Annotated in this window: 17 protein-coding genes and 1 tRNA gene; all 18 read right to left on the bottom strand. The window is 46.9% G+C overall.

Translation table 11 applies throughout. The features are described from left to right. Positions 1 to 90 precede the first annotated feature (90 nt). The 18 genes from BLA28_RS04045 to BLA28_RS04135 all read right to left on the bottom strand — a co-directional run bounded on the left by BLA28_RS04045 (position 91) and on the right by BLA28_RS04135 (position 16,771). Positions 91 to 1,317 (bottom strand): murein hydrolase activator EnvC family protein, encoded by a 1,227-nt coding sequence (locus tag BLA28_RS04045; RefSeq protein WP_071698889.1) that lies wholly within the window; start codon positions 1,315 to 1,317, stop codon positions 91 to 93. A gap of 40 nt (positions 1,318 to 1,357) precedes the next feature. Further along, positions 1,358 to 2,257 carry a permease-like cell division protein FtsX gene (gene ftsX, locus BLA28_RS04050; RefSeq protein WP_044964223.1) on the bottom strand — a complete coding sequence of 300 codons (900 nt, stop codon included), beginning with the start codon at positions 2,255 to 2,257 and terminating at the stop codon, positions 1,358 to 1,360. Beyond that, positions 2,247 to 2,987 (bottom strand): cell division ATP-binding protein FtsE, encoded by a 741-nt coding sequence (gene ftsE / locus BLA28_RS04055; RefSeq protein ID WP_009251451.1) that lies wholly within the window; start codon positions 2,985 to 2,987, stop codon positions 2,247 to 2,249. Before ftsE ends, ftsX begins: the two co-directional genes overlap by 11 nt. A 38-nt stretch (positions 2,988 to 3,025) precedes the next feature. Further along, positions 3,026 to 4,114 (bottom strand): PucR family transcriptional regulator, encoded by a 1,089-nt coding sequence (locus tag BLA28_RS04060; RefSeq protein WP_009251452.1) that lies wholly within the window; start codon positions 4,112 to 4,114, stop codon positions 3,026 to 3,028. Positions 4,115 to 4,318: 204 nt separating this feature from the next. Beyond that, the gene (locus BLA28_RS04065) at positions 4,319 to 4,999 is read right to left on the bottom strand and encodes a hypothetical protein (protein ID WP_009251453.1); all 681 of its coding nucleotides are present in this window, start codon (positions 4,997 to 4,999) and stop codon (positions 4,319 to 4,321) included. Positions 5,000 to 5,162: 163 nt separating this feature from the next. Continuing rightward, the gene (locus tag BLA28_RS04070; protein ID WP_044964220.1) at positions 5,163 to 6,083 is read right to left on the bottom strand and encodes a CPBP family intramembrane glutamic endopeptidase; all 921 of its coding nucleotides are present in this window, start codon (positions 6,081 to 6,083) and stop codon (positions 5,163 to 5,165) included. Positions 6,084 to 6,092: 9 nt separating this feature from the next. Beyond that, positions 6,093 to 6,938 (bottom strand): CvfB family protein, encoded by an 846-nt coding sequence (locus tag BLA28_RS04075; RefSeq protein ID WP_069156105.1) that lies wholly within the window; start codon positions 6,936 to 6,938, stop codon positions 6,093 to 6,095. A 2-nt stretch (positions 6,939 to 6,940) separates the two neighbouring features. Continuing rightward, the gene (locus BLA28_RS04080) at positions 6,941 to 7,654 is read right to left on the bottom strand and encodes an acyl-[acyl-carrier-protein] thioesterase (protein WP_044964214.1); all 714 of its coding nucleotides are present in this window, start codon (positions 7,652 to 7,654) and stop codon (positions 6,941 to 6,943) included. Between the two features lie 240 nt (positions 7,655 to 7,894). After that, a complete protein-coding gene (locus tag BLA28_RS04085; RefSeq protein ID WP_009251457.1) occupies positions 7,895 to 8,305 on the bottom strand; it encodes a HEPN domain-containing protein in 411 nt (136 codons plus the stop codon). Next, positions 8,295 to 8,624 (bottom strand): nucleotidyltransferase domain-containing protein, encoded by a 330-nt coding sequence (locus tag BLA28_RS04090; RefSeq protein WP_069156106.1) that lies wholly within the window; start codon positions 8,622 to 8,624, stop codon positions 8,295 to 8,297. Before BLA28_RS04090 ends, BLA28_RS04085 begins: the two co-directional genes overlap by 11 nt. 242 nt (positions 8,625 to 8,866) lie before the next feature. Continuing rightward, positions 8,867 to 8,938: transfer RNA gene (locus tag BLA28_RS04095), tRNA-Gln, on the bottom strand. Between the two features lie 197 nt (positions 8,939 to 9,135). Further along, positions 9,136 to 11,247 (bottom strand): glutamine synthetase III family protein, encoded by a 2,112-nt coding sequence (locus BLA28_RS04100; protein ID WP_009251460.1) that lies wholly within the window; start codon positions 11,245 to 11,247, stop codon positions 9,136 to 9,138. A gap of 705 nt (positions 11,248 to 11,952) precedes the next feature. After that, the gene (locus tag BLA28_RS04110) at positions 11,953 to 13,191 is read right to left on the bottom strand and encodes a peptidase U32 family protein (RefSeq protein WP_069156598.1); all 1,239 of its coding nucleotides are present in this window, start codon (positions 13,189 to 13,191) and stop codon (positions 11,953 to 11,955) included. A 7-nt stretch (positions 13,192 to 13,198) separates the two neighbouring features. Further along, positions 13,199 to 13,894: an O-methyltransferase gene (locus tag BLA28_RS04115; protein ID WP_069156599.1), complete on the bottom strand. Its 696-nt coding sequence runs from the start codon at positions 13,892 to 13,894 to the stop codon at positions 13,199 to 13,201. Further along, complete coding sequence (locus BLA28_RS04120) at positions 13,881 to 14,276, bottom strand: endolytic transglycosylase MltG (RefSeq protein WP_069156108.1); 396 nt, start codon at positions 14,274 to 14,276, stop codon at positions 13,881 to 13,883. The genes BLA28_RS04115 and BLA28_RS04120 overlap by 14 nt, the downstream gene beginning before the upstream one ends. A gap of 18 nt (positions 14,277 to 14,294) precedes the next feature. Then, the gene (locus BLA28_RS04125; protein WP_009251464.1) at positions 14,295 to 14,621 is read right to left on the bottom strand and encodes a YlbF family regulator; all 327 of its coding nucleotides are present in this window, start codon (positions 14,619 to 14,621) and stop codon (positions 14,295 to 14,297) included. A 19-nt stretch (positions 14,622 to 14,640) separates the two neighbouring features. Continuing rightward, complete coding sequence (locus BLA28_RS04130) at positions 14,641 to 16,320, bottom strand: ribonuclease J (RefSeq protein WP_009251465.1); 1,680 nt, start codon at positions 16,318 to 16,320, stop codon at positions 14,641 to 14,643. Beyond that, positions 16,295 to 16,771, bottom strand: a complete 477-nt coding sequence (locus BLA28_RS04135) for a Fur family transcriptional regulator (protein ID WP_009251466.1) — start codon at positions 16,769 to 16,771, stop codon at positions 16,295 to 16,297. The genes BLA28_RS04130 and BLA28_RS04135 overlap by 26 nt, the downstream gene beginning before the upstream one ends. Positions 16,772 to 16,796 lie beyond the last annotated feature (25 nt).

Here is a 16,796-nt window from a genome sequence, read left to right on the forward strand (position 1 = left end):
GCGTACCTGCCGGAGAGACTGAAAATACCTTTTATTCAGCCAGCTGTCAGGCCATTCAAAAATTTACGTCCTGTTTTAATATATTGAAAATTATTTTAAATAATTCCATGGATTTACATATTCACCGTTCACTCTCACACTGAAATGCAGATGTGGCCCGGTTGACCGGCCGGTAGAACCCACAGCCGCAATCTGTTCCCCTTTGCTCACCGTCTGTCCCTGTGACACATAGAGGGCAGACGCATGCATATAAATGGTATACAGCCCGTCCCCATGATTTATCATGACATAATTGCCCATGGAACTGTTATAGGCCGCGCCCACTACCGTCCCGCCGTAGGCCGCCAGAATAGGCGTCCCGCTGGGCGCGGCAAAATCCACGCCGTTATGGAATTTCTGCACTCCCAGAGTAGGATACATGCGGTAACCATATTCATCGGATATTCTTTTATAAGAGGTGAGGGGAAGCTGAAACATCCCTCCGTCATAGGTAACCTTCGGTTTATTCAATTCCTCCAGCTGCTTTCGCTCTGCCGCAGCCGCCGCCTCCAGTGCAGCTATTGTGGAATTCTGGGCCGCGATATCCGCTTCGTATTCCTTAAGCGCCGCCTCTTTATTGCTGATATCCCCCTGAAATGCGGTAATCTGCTGTTCCTTCTGCGATATCAGGGTTTCCAGGCCGGCTTCTTCCTTTTCCACTTCCGCCTTGGCCTGCTGCAGAACCTCCTGCTCTTCTTCCAATGCAGTCTTGCAGGTCTCCACCAGTTCACGGTTCTTCTGGTATTCCTCCAGCTGCCTTTGATCATAAGCATTCATTTCTTCCATATAATTGGCATTATTCAAAAGTTCCCCGAAGCTTTTTGCAGATAAAAGCATTTCCAGGGAATTGCTGTTTCCTTTTTCATAGGCATACTGTATACGGACCTTCATCGCGGCATACTGTTCTTTTTCCCGCTCCACAGCTTCGTCCAGCATTTGCTGTGTTTCTTCGATTTCTTCTTCCTTGTCCGATATCATCTTTTTAAGCTCATCGATCTTGGACTGTATTTCAGCCAGGTTCCCATCCAGCTGCTTCACATATGCCTCCAGATCATTTTTAGAGCTTTCCAGGCTGTCTACCATAGCCTGTATATTGGACATGGTGGACTGCAGCTGTTTTTTCTCTTCCTGCGCCTGAGATATGGCAGATTCCTTCTCCTTAATGCTCTGTTCCAATTCACTGGATGTCGCCGCATCACTTCTCACTGCCGGCCACATCCATACAACAAACAGAACGAAGCCCAGCATAAGGCTGATGCATCTTTTGTTCTTCTTCATAATTCACCACCGTACCGTATCATCTGGCCTACCTGACGTGTCAGACACGCAGATGCTTGCGGACAGTAATAAAACTGCCCAGGAAACCGATTCCTACGCCAATAGCGACTACCACAGGGGCCAGCGTGGAAAATACCGTATTAACCGGCAGGAAATTCAGCAGTCCCGACAATACGGAAAACTTGGTCCCGATGTATTCCACTACCTTATTGTACAATACATAAATGGTTCCCAAAGGAAGGGCAGAGCCGAAAACACCGATAAGGATACCTTCAATTACAAACGGCGCCCTTACAAAGAAATCGGTTGCCCCGATATATTTCATAATGCTGATTTCTTCTTTACGCACGGAAATACCTATGGTTACGGTATTGCTTATGAGGAATACCGAAACCAGGAGCAGAATCAGGATAATGCCTGCCGACACATAGGCAACCAGCGCATTCACGCCCGTCAGCGTTGATGCGGCGAGCTCCGACTGGTTAACGGTCCTGATTTCCGGAATGCTGTTCAGATAGTCCACCAATGCCGTCTGCTGTGAAATATCCTTCATATAGATAGCGTAGCTAGCGGAATTCTCCAGAGGATTATCCGGGAATCCGTCTGAAAACTCTTCCGGTATCCAGTTTTCTTTATAATATTCCCATGCCTGCTCCGGGGAAGTGTACTCTATTTTGGAAACCTCATCCCTCGCTTCAATTTTGGAACCGATATCCATGATCTGTTCCTCGGTAGTGCCGGGCTGGAAAAATATAGTTACGGATACGCCTTCCTCTGCTGATTTCACAATACTCTGAAAATTGGTAATCACCGCATAAAACAGGCCGAACAGAAACAGACAGGCGCTGATCGTTGCCACAGAAGCAAGCGAAAACCACTTATTACGGAAAATATTGATAATGCCCTGCTTCAGGGTATAAAAAAATGTACTAATTCTCATCTATATAACCACCTTTTTCTTCGTCGCTCACGATGACGCCCTTCTTCATCGTAACAACCCGCTTACGCATTTCATTTACAATTTCGCGGTTATGGGTTACTACCAGGATTGTGGTTCCTCCTTCATTGATTTTCTCCAGAAGCTTCATGATTTCCCATGAATTCTTGGGATCCAGATTACCGGTAGGTTCATCTGCCAGCAAAATAGGCGGTCTGTTAATCAACGCCCTGGCCAGCGCCACTCTCTGCTGCTCTCCGCCGGAAAGCTGCTTGGGCTTTGCCTTATATTTTCCGGCCAGCCCTACTGTCGCCAGGATAGCCGGAACATTTCTCTTGATTTCCTTTGTGGGCACCTGTATGATCCTCTGCGCAAAGGCCACGTTTTCATAGACATTCCTGTCCTTCAGCAGACGGAAATCCTGAAAAACGATCCCCAGATTTCTCCGGTACCTCGGGATCTGGCGCGGTCTCAGATCCGCCACATTCTGTCCGTTAACCAGAATCGTGCCGGAAGTAGGAGTCAGTTCCCTGAGCAGAAGTTTGATAAGAGTGGACTTTCCGGAACCGCTGTCGCCAACGATAAAGACAAATTCGCCTTTTTTAATTCTTAAGTTAACACCATTTAATGCAGGTGCCCCTGTAGAATAGCTCTTACTCACTTTATCAAGAACTATGAGGGAGCCGTCCTCCTTAATTCTCCTTTTTGTCTTCTTTGTACCAAAAAGTCCCAAAGCTATACACCTCACTATCCGGCCGGAAAAACAACGGCCTAGTATTCAAATGTTTCCATATATTTCATGTATTTTACAACCATCAGCGCTATTTTAAAGGTAATGGCATCTTCAAATACCCGTAAATCCAGGCCGGTACTCTTCTGAAGCTTATCCAGGCGGTATACAAGCGTGTTTCTGTGAATGAACAGCTGACGGCTTGTCTCCGACACATTCAGGCTGTTCTCAAAGAACTTGTTGATGGTAGACAATGTTTCCTCATCAAAATCATCCGGGCTCTTTCCGCCGAAGATTTCCTTGATAAACATCTTGCAAAGAGGGATGGGAAGCTGGTAAATCAGTCTTCCGATACCCAATTCATTGTATGCGATAATATTCCGTTCGTCAAAGAAAATTTTTCCCACATCCAGAGCCATTTTGGCTTCCTTGTAGGAACGGCTCACCTCTTTGATTTCCTTCACAATCGTTCCGTAGGCAATACGGATACCTGTAATCCCCTCTTTTTCCAGGAATTCGTCGATGATCTTGGCCGCCCGGTCAATTTCCCTGCCGGCATCCGGCTCCACGAGCTCCTTAACTACGATTACATTATTTTCATCGACCGCAGTTATGAAATCTTTATTGTTATTTCCAAAACCGCCCCGCATAATTTCCAGAACATTATTATCCCGGTTGTTGTCCGATTCAATGATCAGGGCCACCCTGGCCACATCCGTGGGAATATGAAGCTTTTTCGCCCGGCTGTAAATATCTACCAGAAGCAGGTTGTCCAGAAGAAGGTTTTTAATGAAATTGTCCTTATCAAACCTTTCCTTATATGCCACCAAAAGACTCTGTATCTGGAACGCGACCATCTTGCCGATCATATAAACATCTTCGCCGGCGCCTCCGATAACAAGGATATATTCCAGCTGTGTTTCATCCAGTATCTTAAAGAACTGGTATCCCTGTACCTCCTGACTGTCCGCAGGGGATCTGGAAAAATCCTGTGCCGCTCCCAGACAGTTGCTCATTTCTTCAGATGTTGTGGCAATCATTTTGCCGTCCACATCCACTACACACAATTCGACGCGTGCAATGCTGCGCAGTCCGTCAATCGTAGTCTGCAAAACCTGATTTGATATCATAATCTTACCCCGCTCCTTCTCCTATGCAATTTCCACAAACATGAAAGCCTCCGGAAAATTGTCTAATGTAACACCCTTTTTCCATTTTAATTGAAAACCACAAAAAGATCTATAGGAAACTCAAAAAATTTATGCACTTTTAAGCTTTTTTTTCTTACAAACCATTTTTCAGACGCTGGTCAACCTATACAAAAAAGACAGGAGTCAGTTTCCTGTCTTTTTCTTATTATATTCATTTACATTATGAGTGAAAGCCTGATAGACGAGTTTGCGCTTTAAGCGCGCCAGCAGGGAGGGGTTCCTGACCCAGCCCACCGCCCCGAAGGGAAGGGAAACCCACAGCTCCGCATTCACAAAATGTCCGTAGGCATGCATCAGCTGAACATCTGTAGGCCATGGCATCCTGGATATAATCACCTCAGGAGCCAAATCATTCAGATTATTTACCAGCCGTTCGGGCTGGCTCCCAAAATCCTCATAGACGCCGCAGCCTTTAATCAGGAGATTGTCCTGGTATTCGGAAACGATTTCCTGCAGTACTTCAAGATTGTCCTGCGTATCCGCAAGAAGATAAACGCTGTTTCTGTTCCTTCCGAATTTCCTGAACAGCTCTCTGAGATACACCTTTTCATCTATTTCGCGGATCCGGTTCCTTCCGGCAATACCTGCTGCCTCCAGGACATCCGGTTCCGTACATACCGTCATGTCTATGGCTTCCAGACAGTCCTTCAGCTGCTCGTCCTTGGAAGCCTGCGCCAGATTGGAACTGGAAATATACGCAATCGTATTAAGCGCCCCGTTGTGCAGGAAGCTATCCGTATTGCGCAGCGCCTCCCGCGCTCCGTAATCATATAAAGTAATTCCTAATATTGTATATTTCTGCATACTTTCATCCTGGCAGAATAACGCCTGCACCTCCCCCCTGCATTTTCCCTTCCGCTATTATAGCAGAAAATTCCCCCTTACGCAACGTACCACGTAACACACCGCTGCGGCCTTCGCCGGAGGGACTCCCGGAAACACGGCAGGAGGGAACCGCCGCCCCGGGCTACTGCCACACGACATTCAATATCATATATCCCAGGCAGATGACAATGGCTATAATTAACGGAATGCTTATCAGCTTTCCCTTCTTCTTTCCCGATTTTCTTTCCCGAAGAAGCCAAAGGACATATTCCTCCCGTCCCTGGTTCCTGCACAGCCATACAAGCACACAGACAGCCAGTGCTGTGGAAATTACGGCTATCACCAGATAAACACTGATAGCGGCTATCATATCCTCGCTGGTCGCCACGGCCTGTGTCTGCTCCAGCCATACCCTTGGGAAAAATCTCTGGTAAAAATACATGGCCAATACCGACTGGGCATTAAAGACCACATGCATCAGTATGGAAGACCAAAGGCTTCCTGTAGCCTCCACCAGCACAGCCATGGAAACGCCGATGGCAAAAGCATAGGGCGCCTGATTAAAATTCATATGCATCAGGCCAAACAGCAGGGAGGACAAAAGAACCGCTCCCACCACATTTCCGCTTTTCAGATAGCCTCTGTACACCACTCCCCGGAAGCAAAGCTCTTCACAGACAGGCCCGAATACGGCCATCAGGAAAAAGGTCAGCAGAAAAGGGAGATTCAAAACCTCGCCGCTTATGGAAACCACCGCATTATCCACAAAAAGCATGCTTATGGCATTCAAAAGGGTTGTCAGGGGGCCCATGAGAAAGGTATACAGTATGATCATAAATACCGACGATACCTTCAATTTATGGAAACCCAGCACCCGGTTGGGTTTCTCCCTGGAGGTGAGCACCGCAAGAAAGGCAGGCACCGCCAATATCAGTTCGCTGACCAGAAGATTGGTCACCATCCCCATACTGTACACATTACGCAGCGCCAGCAGAAGCCCTACCACTCCGAGATGCAGCATTATCATCCCCAGAAAACACCAGTTAACTTTCCTGTAATTCATCTGACGCTCCTATTGTATCTTTTTGATAGATTTTTCAGTAATTTCAATCCGTCCGTTTTTCAGCAGATGGCCTACCGCTCTCTTAAACTCGTTCTTGCTCATCTGCGTTTCCCTTTTAATGACTTCAGGCGATGCCTTGTCGTTAAAAGGCAGGACTCCGTCAAAGCTCTCAATGAGCTCCATAACCTTCACCGCATCTGTTTCAATAATACGGTAGGACTTATCCCTTATACTCAGATCCAGCTTGCCGTCCTCATGCACCGCTATCACTCTGGCCTGAATCAGTTCTCCCACACGAAGCTCTCCGAACATCTCACGGGGCGGTATCAGGGCGGAATACCGGTCATCCACCGCCACAAATGCTCCGAACTGACGGCTGATTTCATACAGATGGCCGCTTACCTGGTCATCCTTTTTGTAAGGGCTGTCCGTCTGCAGATAATGATATATTTTCATGCTCGCACATAGGCGGCCGCTTTTATCCACGTAAAGCACTACGGGAAAGCTGTCCCCCTCCTGCACCCTGGCTGTCTGTTCCTTAAAAGGAAGAAACAGATCCTTTTCCAGTCCCCAGTCAAGAAAGGCTCCGAATTTGCCGGTCTGGGCCACTGTCAGTACGGCGACCTCCCCCAGGCTCAGTTTGGGCTCTTTCCTGGTAGCTATGAGACGGTCCTTGGAATCCCGATAGATGAATACCGTCACAAAATCACCTGTTTCACAGCCTTCCGGCACCTGTTTCCCGGGAAGGAGCACCTTCTCCTCCTGATTATCCTCCGGCGCAAGATAGACTCCGAAATCCACCTTTTTCACCACCATCAATTCCTGCATTTTCCCTAATTCAATATGCATATTCATCCTCACTGCTTCTTTTTTCTGAACTCCACCACCGCATAAGGCTGCCCTGCCTCATCGCAAAGAGATACACTTACCAGGTTTTCCTGTTCAAATACCTCCGGTACAATACAATCATGGAGCAAGGCCGATTTTCTGTATTCCGCCCGCATCTGCCCGATGGCAAAGTCCTCCGGCAGAAAATCCTGCGCCATATTTATATACTGCCCGTTATTTACATGATAATTACTGTCTAAATGCTGTTTTCCCACCACAAGGGAGGCTTCTCTGCGCCCACCGTCAGGGAGGACGATCTTGCGCGGCTCATAATCCATGGGCAGCTTAGTCTCCAGCTGATAGGCCGTCAGCATTTCCTCCGGAGGCCTTACCGGCCTTCCTGTCTTCAGATTTATCAGGCTCCATATGGAATTGGCCCGGATGATATCTTCTCCGGCCTCATCCTTTATAAAAAAGTTACGATACCCCATGAATCCTTTAAATTCATAGGGAAAGGTCCCGATTGTTATATTGTCACATAATTTAGGATATCTGTCTATCACAATCTGCCAGTAAGACATCACCCATAGCATGTCCCTATCTTCCAGATAGTCAAGCCCCACCCCGAGCTGCTCCGAATGAAAGGTGGAACAGTCCTGAAAATAATCCACTATGGATGCTATGCTCAATTTTCGCTCCGGATCCAGTTCGCTGTAACGTACCCTGCTTTGAAATGTGTACATCTCTTATGCCTCCTCCTGCCTGTCTCCAAGTTGCCTTAAAAACTTATTATACCCCAGGTTCCCGGGACTTTCAACTTTTGTTCTTTTATAATGTTTTCCGCATTCTAATTCAAGTTACAGGCAATTGCAAAAAGATAGGCTCTATTATTATGACATAATAAAACCTCAGCGTATTTCTCTGCTGAGGTTTAAAACAGGGCTGCAGGAATCCGAACCTTGGCTTGAGCCAGCATCATAAAATTATGGGGTTTCCCCACCCTTTTCTTCTAAATATTTCCTAATCACCTCAATGATGGCTTTCGCATTATTAAGCTGCTCCAATGCTTCTTCTTTTGAGGCAATATAAAAGTCATCATAATCACTTTTTTCACGGCGTTGCTGTAACTGGCCTATTTTTCTCCCGAAACTTCTTGGTATTATTTCAGTCGCAACATAAGTATGGTTAAAATACGCTATAACATCTTTATGTCGTTTAAAGTCTATTCCCTCTAAAGAAAGGACTGCTTTTACCGCATAAAATACCGAATAATAAGATCGGTTAATAGAATCCTTGAAATGATTCTTCATATAACAATCTTCTGCTACCGAAAAACTTTCCTGCGCATTTTGCATCCGATACTCACATAACGCTTTTTTTCTTTCATCCGACAAGAACAATCCCCTCCTTTTCAACGTTGTCATAATATGGCAATGCTCCCAGCCAATAATTAAAGTGATCAATATTCTTTATGCTCACACTAATGTGTACATTCTCTAAAAGCTCGTAATCTGAAGCAATATCATAAACTGAATTTTCAATTTTCCTGATTCCGTCGTCATCTAGAGAGGTCAGAATCATCACATCCATATCTGAATTTTCATGAAAGTCACCTCTGGCATAAGAACCATATAAAATGATCTTAACCAAAGAAGTTCCTAATAAATTTATCACATCATCCGCAAAACGACGTAAAACCAGCTTCTTATCCATATCAATCACTTCCTTTCAAACAGGTAATCATTTTCAGGAATATGTCGGCGATGTACTTAATGATAGTTTGATATACTCTTTTAATACCCATCTTCCATGAGGACATTCCTTCCTCCTTAGTATATCTATATTATATCTTCATTTTACTTTATATAACAACACCAAATCAAATATTTTCCCGGAAACCTCTGATTGTAAGCAATAAAAAACCCCAGCGAAATAAATCACTGAGGTTTTATGAACAGGGCTACAAGGATTCGAACCTTGAAATGACGGAGTCAGAGTCCGTTGCCTTACCGTTTGGCGATAGCCCTAAATTGGGACAAGCTTTTTTAGCCGCTTGCAAGAATAGATTATATATGATCCGCTCCACTTTTGCAAGTACTTTTTTTATAATTTTCCATTTTTTTATTTTTCTGCAAAATACGATGGAAAACTCCCTTTTACGGCCTTTTTTCTGAAGGCGGCCGCCGGATAACCGGCAGGACCGCCTTCAAGGTTGGGGGAACCTCTATACTTCAAACATCAGATCTCCGTAGGTAGGGAACGGCCAGTCTGCTTTATCCACCATCATTTCCAGTTCATCAGCAGGAGCCCTCAGGGCATCCATTGCAGGAATAACCACATCCTTATAGCGGAATGACTGTGCCTTCACATCCTCCATGGCCGATGCTGCCGCTTCTTCTTTTTCCAGGACGGACAGAGCTTCCTTCATCTCTGTAAGCTTGCTGTTTACCTTTGCAAGAAGTTCAGACTGTACAACAGGCTCAACGCCCGCCGCCTTTACGTCCAGGACAGTTTTTGCCAGTTTCTGGCTGTATTTCACTACCGCAGGAATAATCTGCTTTGAAGCCATATCAATCATGGTAAGAGCCTCTATGTTGATGCTCTTTGCATAAGTCTCGTATATGATTTCTTCGCGGGATTCCAGCTCAGCTCTCGTAAATATATGGAATTTTTCAAACAGCTGTACTGCTTTTTCCGTTGTCAGGGTATTGGCGGATTCAATCATGGACTTGATATTGGGAAGCCCTCTTTTTGCCGCTTCCTCCACCCATTCATCAGAATAACCATTTCCGTTGAAAATGATTCTGTGATGTTCAGTCATATACTTTTTAATCAAATCATGTACGGCCATGTCGAAGTCATCCGCCTTTTCCAGAACATCGGCGGCTTCGCAGAAGGCCTCTGCAACAATTGCGTTAAGTGTCGTATTCGGGCTTGCGATGGAATCTGCAGAGCCTACCATACGGAATTCAAATTTATTTCCTGTAAATGCGAAAGGTGATGTTCTGTTTCTGTCCGTTGCATCCTTCGGCAGATCCGGAAGTGTGGACACACCTGTCATGAGCTTGCCGCCCAGAAGACAGGATTTGGCTTCACCGGTTTCAATCAGCTGTCTTACCACGTCTTCCAGCTGTTCGCCCAAAAATACCGAAATAATAGCCGGAGGTGCTTCGTTTGCACCCAGTCTGTGGTCATTTCCCACATCCGCAGCGCTCTGGCGGAGCAGGTCCGCATGGATATCAACAGCCTTCAGGATACATGCCAGAACCAGAAGGAACTGGATATTTTCATTAGGTGTTTCACCGGGGTCCAGAAGGTTCATTCCATCATCTGTAGTAATCGACCAGTTATTATGTTTACCGGAACCATTTACACCGGCGAAGGGCTTTTCATTCAGAAGACATCTCAAGCCGTGACGCTCCGCCACCTTTTTCATGGTTTCCATGATTATCTGGTTATGATCCACCGCGATATTTGCAGTCTCATATATAGGAGCCAGCTCGTGCTGTGCGGGAGCCACTTCGTTATGCTGTGTCTTGGCCGTTACGCCCAGCTTCCACAGTTCTACGTTCAGATCCTTCATGAAAGCACCGATACGCTCTCTGATAACGCCGAAGTAATGATCTTCCAGCTCCTGTCCCTTAGGAGCAGGTGCCCCGAACAGGGTACGTCCCGTAAAAATCAAATCCTGTCTCTTTAAGTATTTCTGACGGTCTACCAGAAAATATTCCTGTTCCGGTCCGACAGAAGCCGTAACCTTGGTAGCCCTCGTATTTCCGAAAAGCCTTACCAGACGGAGTGCCTGCTCGCTTATGGCCTCCATGGAACGAAGCAGGGGGGTCTTCTTATCCAGCGCCTCACCTGTATAGGAACAGAAGGCTGTGGGGATACAAAGAATCACACCTGTGGCATCTTCCTTTAAAAATGCAGGGGAAGTAATATCCCATGCGGTATAGCCTCTGGCTTCAAATGTAGCTCTCAGGCCGCCTGACGGGAAAGAAGAGGCATCCGGCTCACCCTTAATCAGCTCTTTGCCGGAAAATTCCATCAGCATCTTCCCGTTTTCATCCGGGTGTCCTATAAAAGAATCATGCTTTTCCGCAGTGATGCCGGTCAGCGGCTGGAACCAGTGGGTATAATGGGTTGCGCCGTTTTCAACAGCCCAGTCTTTCATGGCCTTAGCCACAATATCTGCGGTAGCAGGGGAAAGCTCCCCTCCCTGGTCCATAACCTTCTTCACCTCTTTGTACACATTCTTAGGAAGGCGTTCTCTCATGGTTCCCAGGTTGAATACATTTTCGCCGAAAATTGCTTCCACATTCAGAACTTCGCTCATTTTATCCTCCATTCCGCCGCCGCGAAGTACGGCACTTTCTCCAAATTTTTACGTCTGCAGCCCCGCAGGAATCACTTCTTTCAGTCCGCCGGCTTCTCTCTGAGAAGCCTCCCTTAGTTTTCTGCATAAAAAAAATGCCCCAAAAACCCCTTTGGAACACCTTCGTTCATGATACCTGCCAATATGAAAACCGCTTTCGTTTTCTATAAGATACCCTAAATCACAAAAAAATGCAAGTAAAAAATAAAAAAATTTTGTATGTAAAATTTTACATGCTCCGCATAAGAGGTTACTGTCCACACCCGCGGGTGCGCACAGTAACCATAAGGGTTCTTCATATCATGAGTGGGAAGGAAGCCTGATTTTTCAATTTATATTACCACAACTTTTTTCCCCTTGCATCAAAAAAATAAAAAACCTTTCATGCCTTATAACAGTTCGGCCCCTCTCCGTCTGCTGGTCTTGCGTTTCCGGCCTGCGGTCTCCTTTCCTCCGCGGCCAGCCCCGGCCATGCAGAGGATCCTGTAAGGGGCGTATAAACTCGCCGGTCCTTAGGTTGCGTTCTGTGCAACCTTAGTACCGCTGCGAGTTTATCCGAGCGAGAGCGTCCCCTATAAGGACCTCTGCATGGCCGGGGCTGGCAGCGGAGGAAAGGAGACCGCAGGCCGGAAACGCAAGACCAGTAGACAAAGAGGGACCGAACTGTTATAAAGCCTTCACTCTTAAAATATCATACTTCTCCGGCTGCTCCGTCAGCTCCAGGTACAAAACCTGCTTGGGATGCGGCGCGCTTTCCACTTCCGTGCCTTCTTCATCCACGATCCGCAGCACCTCTGCCGTTATATTTCTGCCGTCAGGCTTCATAATTTCAATAGAGTCACCGGCACAGAATTTGTTTCTCTGCTCTATTCTTGCCAGGCCGTCTTCTCTCAGCTCCCCGACGATGCCCAGATAAATGTATTCATTCACATACGTATTATTGTCATATATCTGCGCCTCCTCCGAAGGCTTTCCAAAATAAAAGCCTGTCGTAAACTGACGGTAGGTGCATTTGGAAATTTCAGCCTGATACCACTGACGGTTTTGGCGGTATCCTTCCTCGGAAAGGAAATAATCATCAATGGCCTTCCTGTATGTACGGGCCACAGCGGCCACGTACAGAGCCGTTTTCATTCTTCCTTCTATCTTAAAGCTGTCAATTCCCGCCTCCACCAGCTCCGGAATGTAATCTATCATACACAGATCCTTGGAGTTGAAAATAAAAGTGCCCCTCTCATTTTCATAGACCGGAAGATATTCTCCCGGACGGCTCTCTTCCATGACCGCATATTTCCAGCGGCAGGGATGGGTACATTCCCCCTGATTGGCATCCCGTCCGGTGAAATAATTGCTGAGAAGGCATCTTCCGGAATAAGAAATGCACATGGCCCCATGCACAAAGCTTTCAATTTCCATTTCCTCAGGAATATTCTCCCGGATTTCCCGGATCTCCGCAAGAGAAAGCTCTCTGGCAGAAACCACTCTTTTCGCTCCCTGTTCCCACCAGAAACGGTAGGTCATATAATTCGTATTATTGGCCTGGGTTGAAATATGGATTTCCACCTCCGGCCATTCCTGTCTGGCAAGCGTAAACATGCCCGGATCCGATATTATCAGCGCATCCGGGCCAATTTCCTTCAATTCCCTGAAATATGCCCTGGCTCCGTCCAAATCCCGGTTATGGGCCAGTATGTTCGCCGTCACATAGACCTTTTTCCCATGGCTGTGGGCAAATCTGATTCCCTCGGCCATATCCTCCTTGGAAAAATTTTTCGCCTTCGCCCGGAGCCCGAAAGCCTCTCCTCCGATATATACCGCATCAGCGCCAAAAACCACCGCGGTTTTCAGCACTTCCAGATTGCTTGCCGGAATCAGCAGTTCCGGTTTTCTGTTACTTTCCTTCATTTCTGACCTACTTTCCGTTTTCTTCCTGATCCGGCCGCTTTCCTGCACCATCCCCGTCCGGAGAGACCTTCACACTGACGGCCACGCCGTCCCCTACCGGCAGCACGGAGGTCACCAGAAGAGGATTGTGCTTCAGCTCGTAAAGATATTCCCGCATCCGCGCATGTATGGTTCTGTCCCTTCTGGTCACCGCATACCGGGATTCCAGGATATCCCCGTCCTGCAGAACGTTATCCGACACCATCAGCCCTCCCGTCCGAAGAAGACGCAGGACATCCGGCAGGAAATTCATATACTGTCCTTTAGCCGCATCCATGAAAATGAAATCATAGCTGCCCTTCAATTTCTTCAGCGCCACGGCCGCATCTTCGGCAAGCAGCTGAATACATCCGCTTTTCCCGCATCTCCTGAAATTCTCCAGCGCCACGGGAATCCTTTTTTCATATTTTTCTATGGTAGTGATCTGACAGCCCTCCGGCGCATACTCACTCATACAAAGGGCAGAAAAACCAACTGCCGTTCCCACCTCCAGAATCCGTTCCGGCCTGTTAACCGCTATCAGCGTTCTCAGCAGGCTCTGGGTTTCTGTGCGGATAATCGGCACATTGGTTTCCCTTGCTTCCTTTTCCAGTTCATTAAGATATGCCGGATTCCCGGTATCCAGGGAATTGATGAAGGCCGTCAGACGCTCATCCGTTATCATCATCTGCGTCTCCTTCATCAGAAGAAGCAGCCATGGTCTGTATCAGTTCCTCCGGAGTCATTGATGTATTGAGCGTGTAGGTTCCTGCTTTAACACCTTCCTTATAGCCTGCCAGCCTTTCCTGCAGGACGAAAAGCCCTGCATCGCGGATCAGGCCCGCCGCTTTCAGATTATCAGCAATATCCCTCACACTGTCCTCGCTGCCCACCGTTATCACGATATCGGTTCCTGGAGCGCTCTCCATGGGAGGCTCTCCGAAGATTCTCTCGCCATAGGAATAAGCCATGCTTCCAAGACGGTAAACAACCATTATCACGAGGATAATTACAACAATTTTTACCACGGAATATACAGCAACCCCTGCTGCCTCTTTTTTCTTCATTGCCGTTTCCTTTCCTTCCTACTCAAAATCCATTGCTTCTGCCAGCTTCACGTCAATCTCCTGCATCATACGGCAAAAAGCGAGTTCGGCATCAAGGAACTCTTCCACTAACGGGTCTTCCCTGAATTTCTCATATTCTCTCTCAAAATCATCCAGCTTGTCAAGTAAATCTTCTGTTTGGACAGAATTCTGCAATTCAAAGTTACGAACCCGGTATTCGTCTATCTTTTCTCTCATATCACCGGCATTGTCGACCCGCTCGCTCTGTCTGCGGTATTCCCGGTAAACCTCAGATTCCTTTACAGCCTGGGCCAGCTGTTCCAGAGCCTCTTGTACTTCCATCATTTACACGACCTTTCCAATTCTAAACTTCCATAATAATGGGAAGTATCATGGGACGGCGTTTTGTTTTTTTCCAGATAAAATCGCCCAGGGAATCTTTTACCGCAGACTTGATCTTACCCCAGTCGCTGCAGCCGCGGCCAATACAATTATCCAGCACATCCGTCATTAATATTCTGGCCTCATCCATCAGGGCATCGGATTCCTTTACATACACAAATCCGCGGGACACCAGATCCGGACCGCTCACAAGCTGTCCGCTTCCGGAATCCAGTCCGAGTACAACAATCATTATTCCGTCCTCTGCGAGATGCTGGCGATCCCTGAGCACCACATTTCCCACATCTCCTACACCAAGGCCGTCCACCAGTATCGTGCCTACAGGAACCTTTCCTGTAACCTGGGCATTTTCACCGCCCAGCTCAAGCACATCCCCGGAATTGATCATGAAAATATTTTCCTTGGGTATTCCCAAATCAGCTGCCAGCCCCGCCTGCGCCTTACGGTGTTTGAATTCCCCATGGACGGGAATCGCATATTTAGGGTGGACCAGCGTATAAATCAGTTTGATTTCTTCCTGGCAGGCATGTCCCGATACATGGACATCCTGGAAAATAACCTCCGCGCCCTTCATGGAAAGCTCATTGATGACTTTGGTCACCGCTTTCTCATTACCGGGAATCGGATGGGAAGAGAAAATGATAACATCATTAGGAGTGATGGAAATCTTCCTGTGGGCGCTTCCTGCCATACGGCTTAAAGCCGCCATACTCTCTCCCTGGCTTCCCGTTGTGATGATGGCGGTCCGCTCATCCGGGTAATTTTTAAGCTGATCCACAGTAATCAGCGTGTTTTCCGGTATATTCAGACAGCCCAGATTCATGGCGGTATCAATGATATTCACCATGCTCCTGCCTTCCACAACCACCTTCCTGTTGTATTTATATGCGGAATTAATGATCTGCTGCACCCTGTCCACATTGGAGGCGAAGGTTGCAATCAGGATTCTCTGGTTGGGATGCTCGTGGAATATCGTATCGAAAATGCGGCTCAAGGTTCTCTCCGAAGGAGTAAAGCCGTGCCGTTCAGCATTGGTACTGTCACACATCAGCGCCAGAACCCCTTTTTTGCCGATTTCCGCAAAACGCTGCAGATCGATGGCATCACCGAATACCGGTGTATAATCCACCTTAAAGTCTCCTGTATGAACCACAGTTCCCGCCGGCGAATAAATAGCCAGGGCAGCTGCATCCACAATACTGTGGTTTGTTTTAATAAACTCAATCCTGAACTGTCCGAGATTGATGGATTGTCCGAATTTAATAACCTTTCTTTTGGTATGATTCAGAAGATTATGCTCTTTCAGTTTATTTTCAATAATTCCCATAGTCAGTCTGGTAGCATAAACGGGGACATTCAGCTGCTTCAGCACATAGGGGAGTGCTCCGATATGGTCTTCGTGTCCGTGGGTGATCACAAAGCCCTTTACTTTATCTGCATTATCCTTCAAATAGGTGATATCCGGAATTACCATATCTATTCCCAGCATGTCATCATCCGGGAAAGAAAGACCGCAGTCCACCACAACAATACTGTCCTCATACTCGAAGGCAGTAATGTTAAGTCCAATCTGCTCCAATCCTCCCAAAGGGATTACTTTCAGCCTGGAGCCGTCATTATTCACTTGTTTTGTTTTTTTCAATCAAATTACCTCCACATTCCTTACAGTACCCGTAGAGCTTCACCTCATGATCGGTAACCTTAAAGCCTGTTGTCCTGGCAATTTCCGCCTCGAGCTCCTCCAGCAGGTCATCCTCCACGCTCATGACCCTGCCGCAGGAGAGACAAATCAGGTGATGATGGTGATGGCTGTTTTTTTTCGTCCCCATATCGCCAATCTCATATCTCACAAATCCATCATCCAGGTTTATCCGGTCTATAAGATGTAATTCCATAAATAACTGTATTGTTCTATAAACAGTAGCCAGCCCTATTTCGGGACTGTCTCCTTTTACCAAATCAAATATTTCTTCCGCAGTCAGATGGGATCCCGGTCTGGATGCCAGCGTATCTAATACAAGAAGACGCTGACGTGTTACCTTCAGTCCTTTTTCCTTCAGTATTCCTCTTATCTTTTCTTCATCAAGAGTCATGTATGCTACCTCCTACCGAAAAATT

Origin of the sequence: Eisenbergiella tayi (assembly GCF_001881565.1) — a bacterium.
GTDB lineage: Bacteria > Bacillota > Clostridia > Lachnospirales > Lachnospiraceae > Eisenbergiella > Eisenbergiella tayi.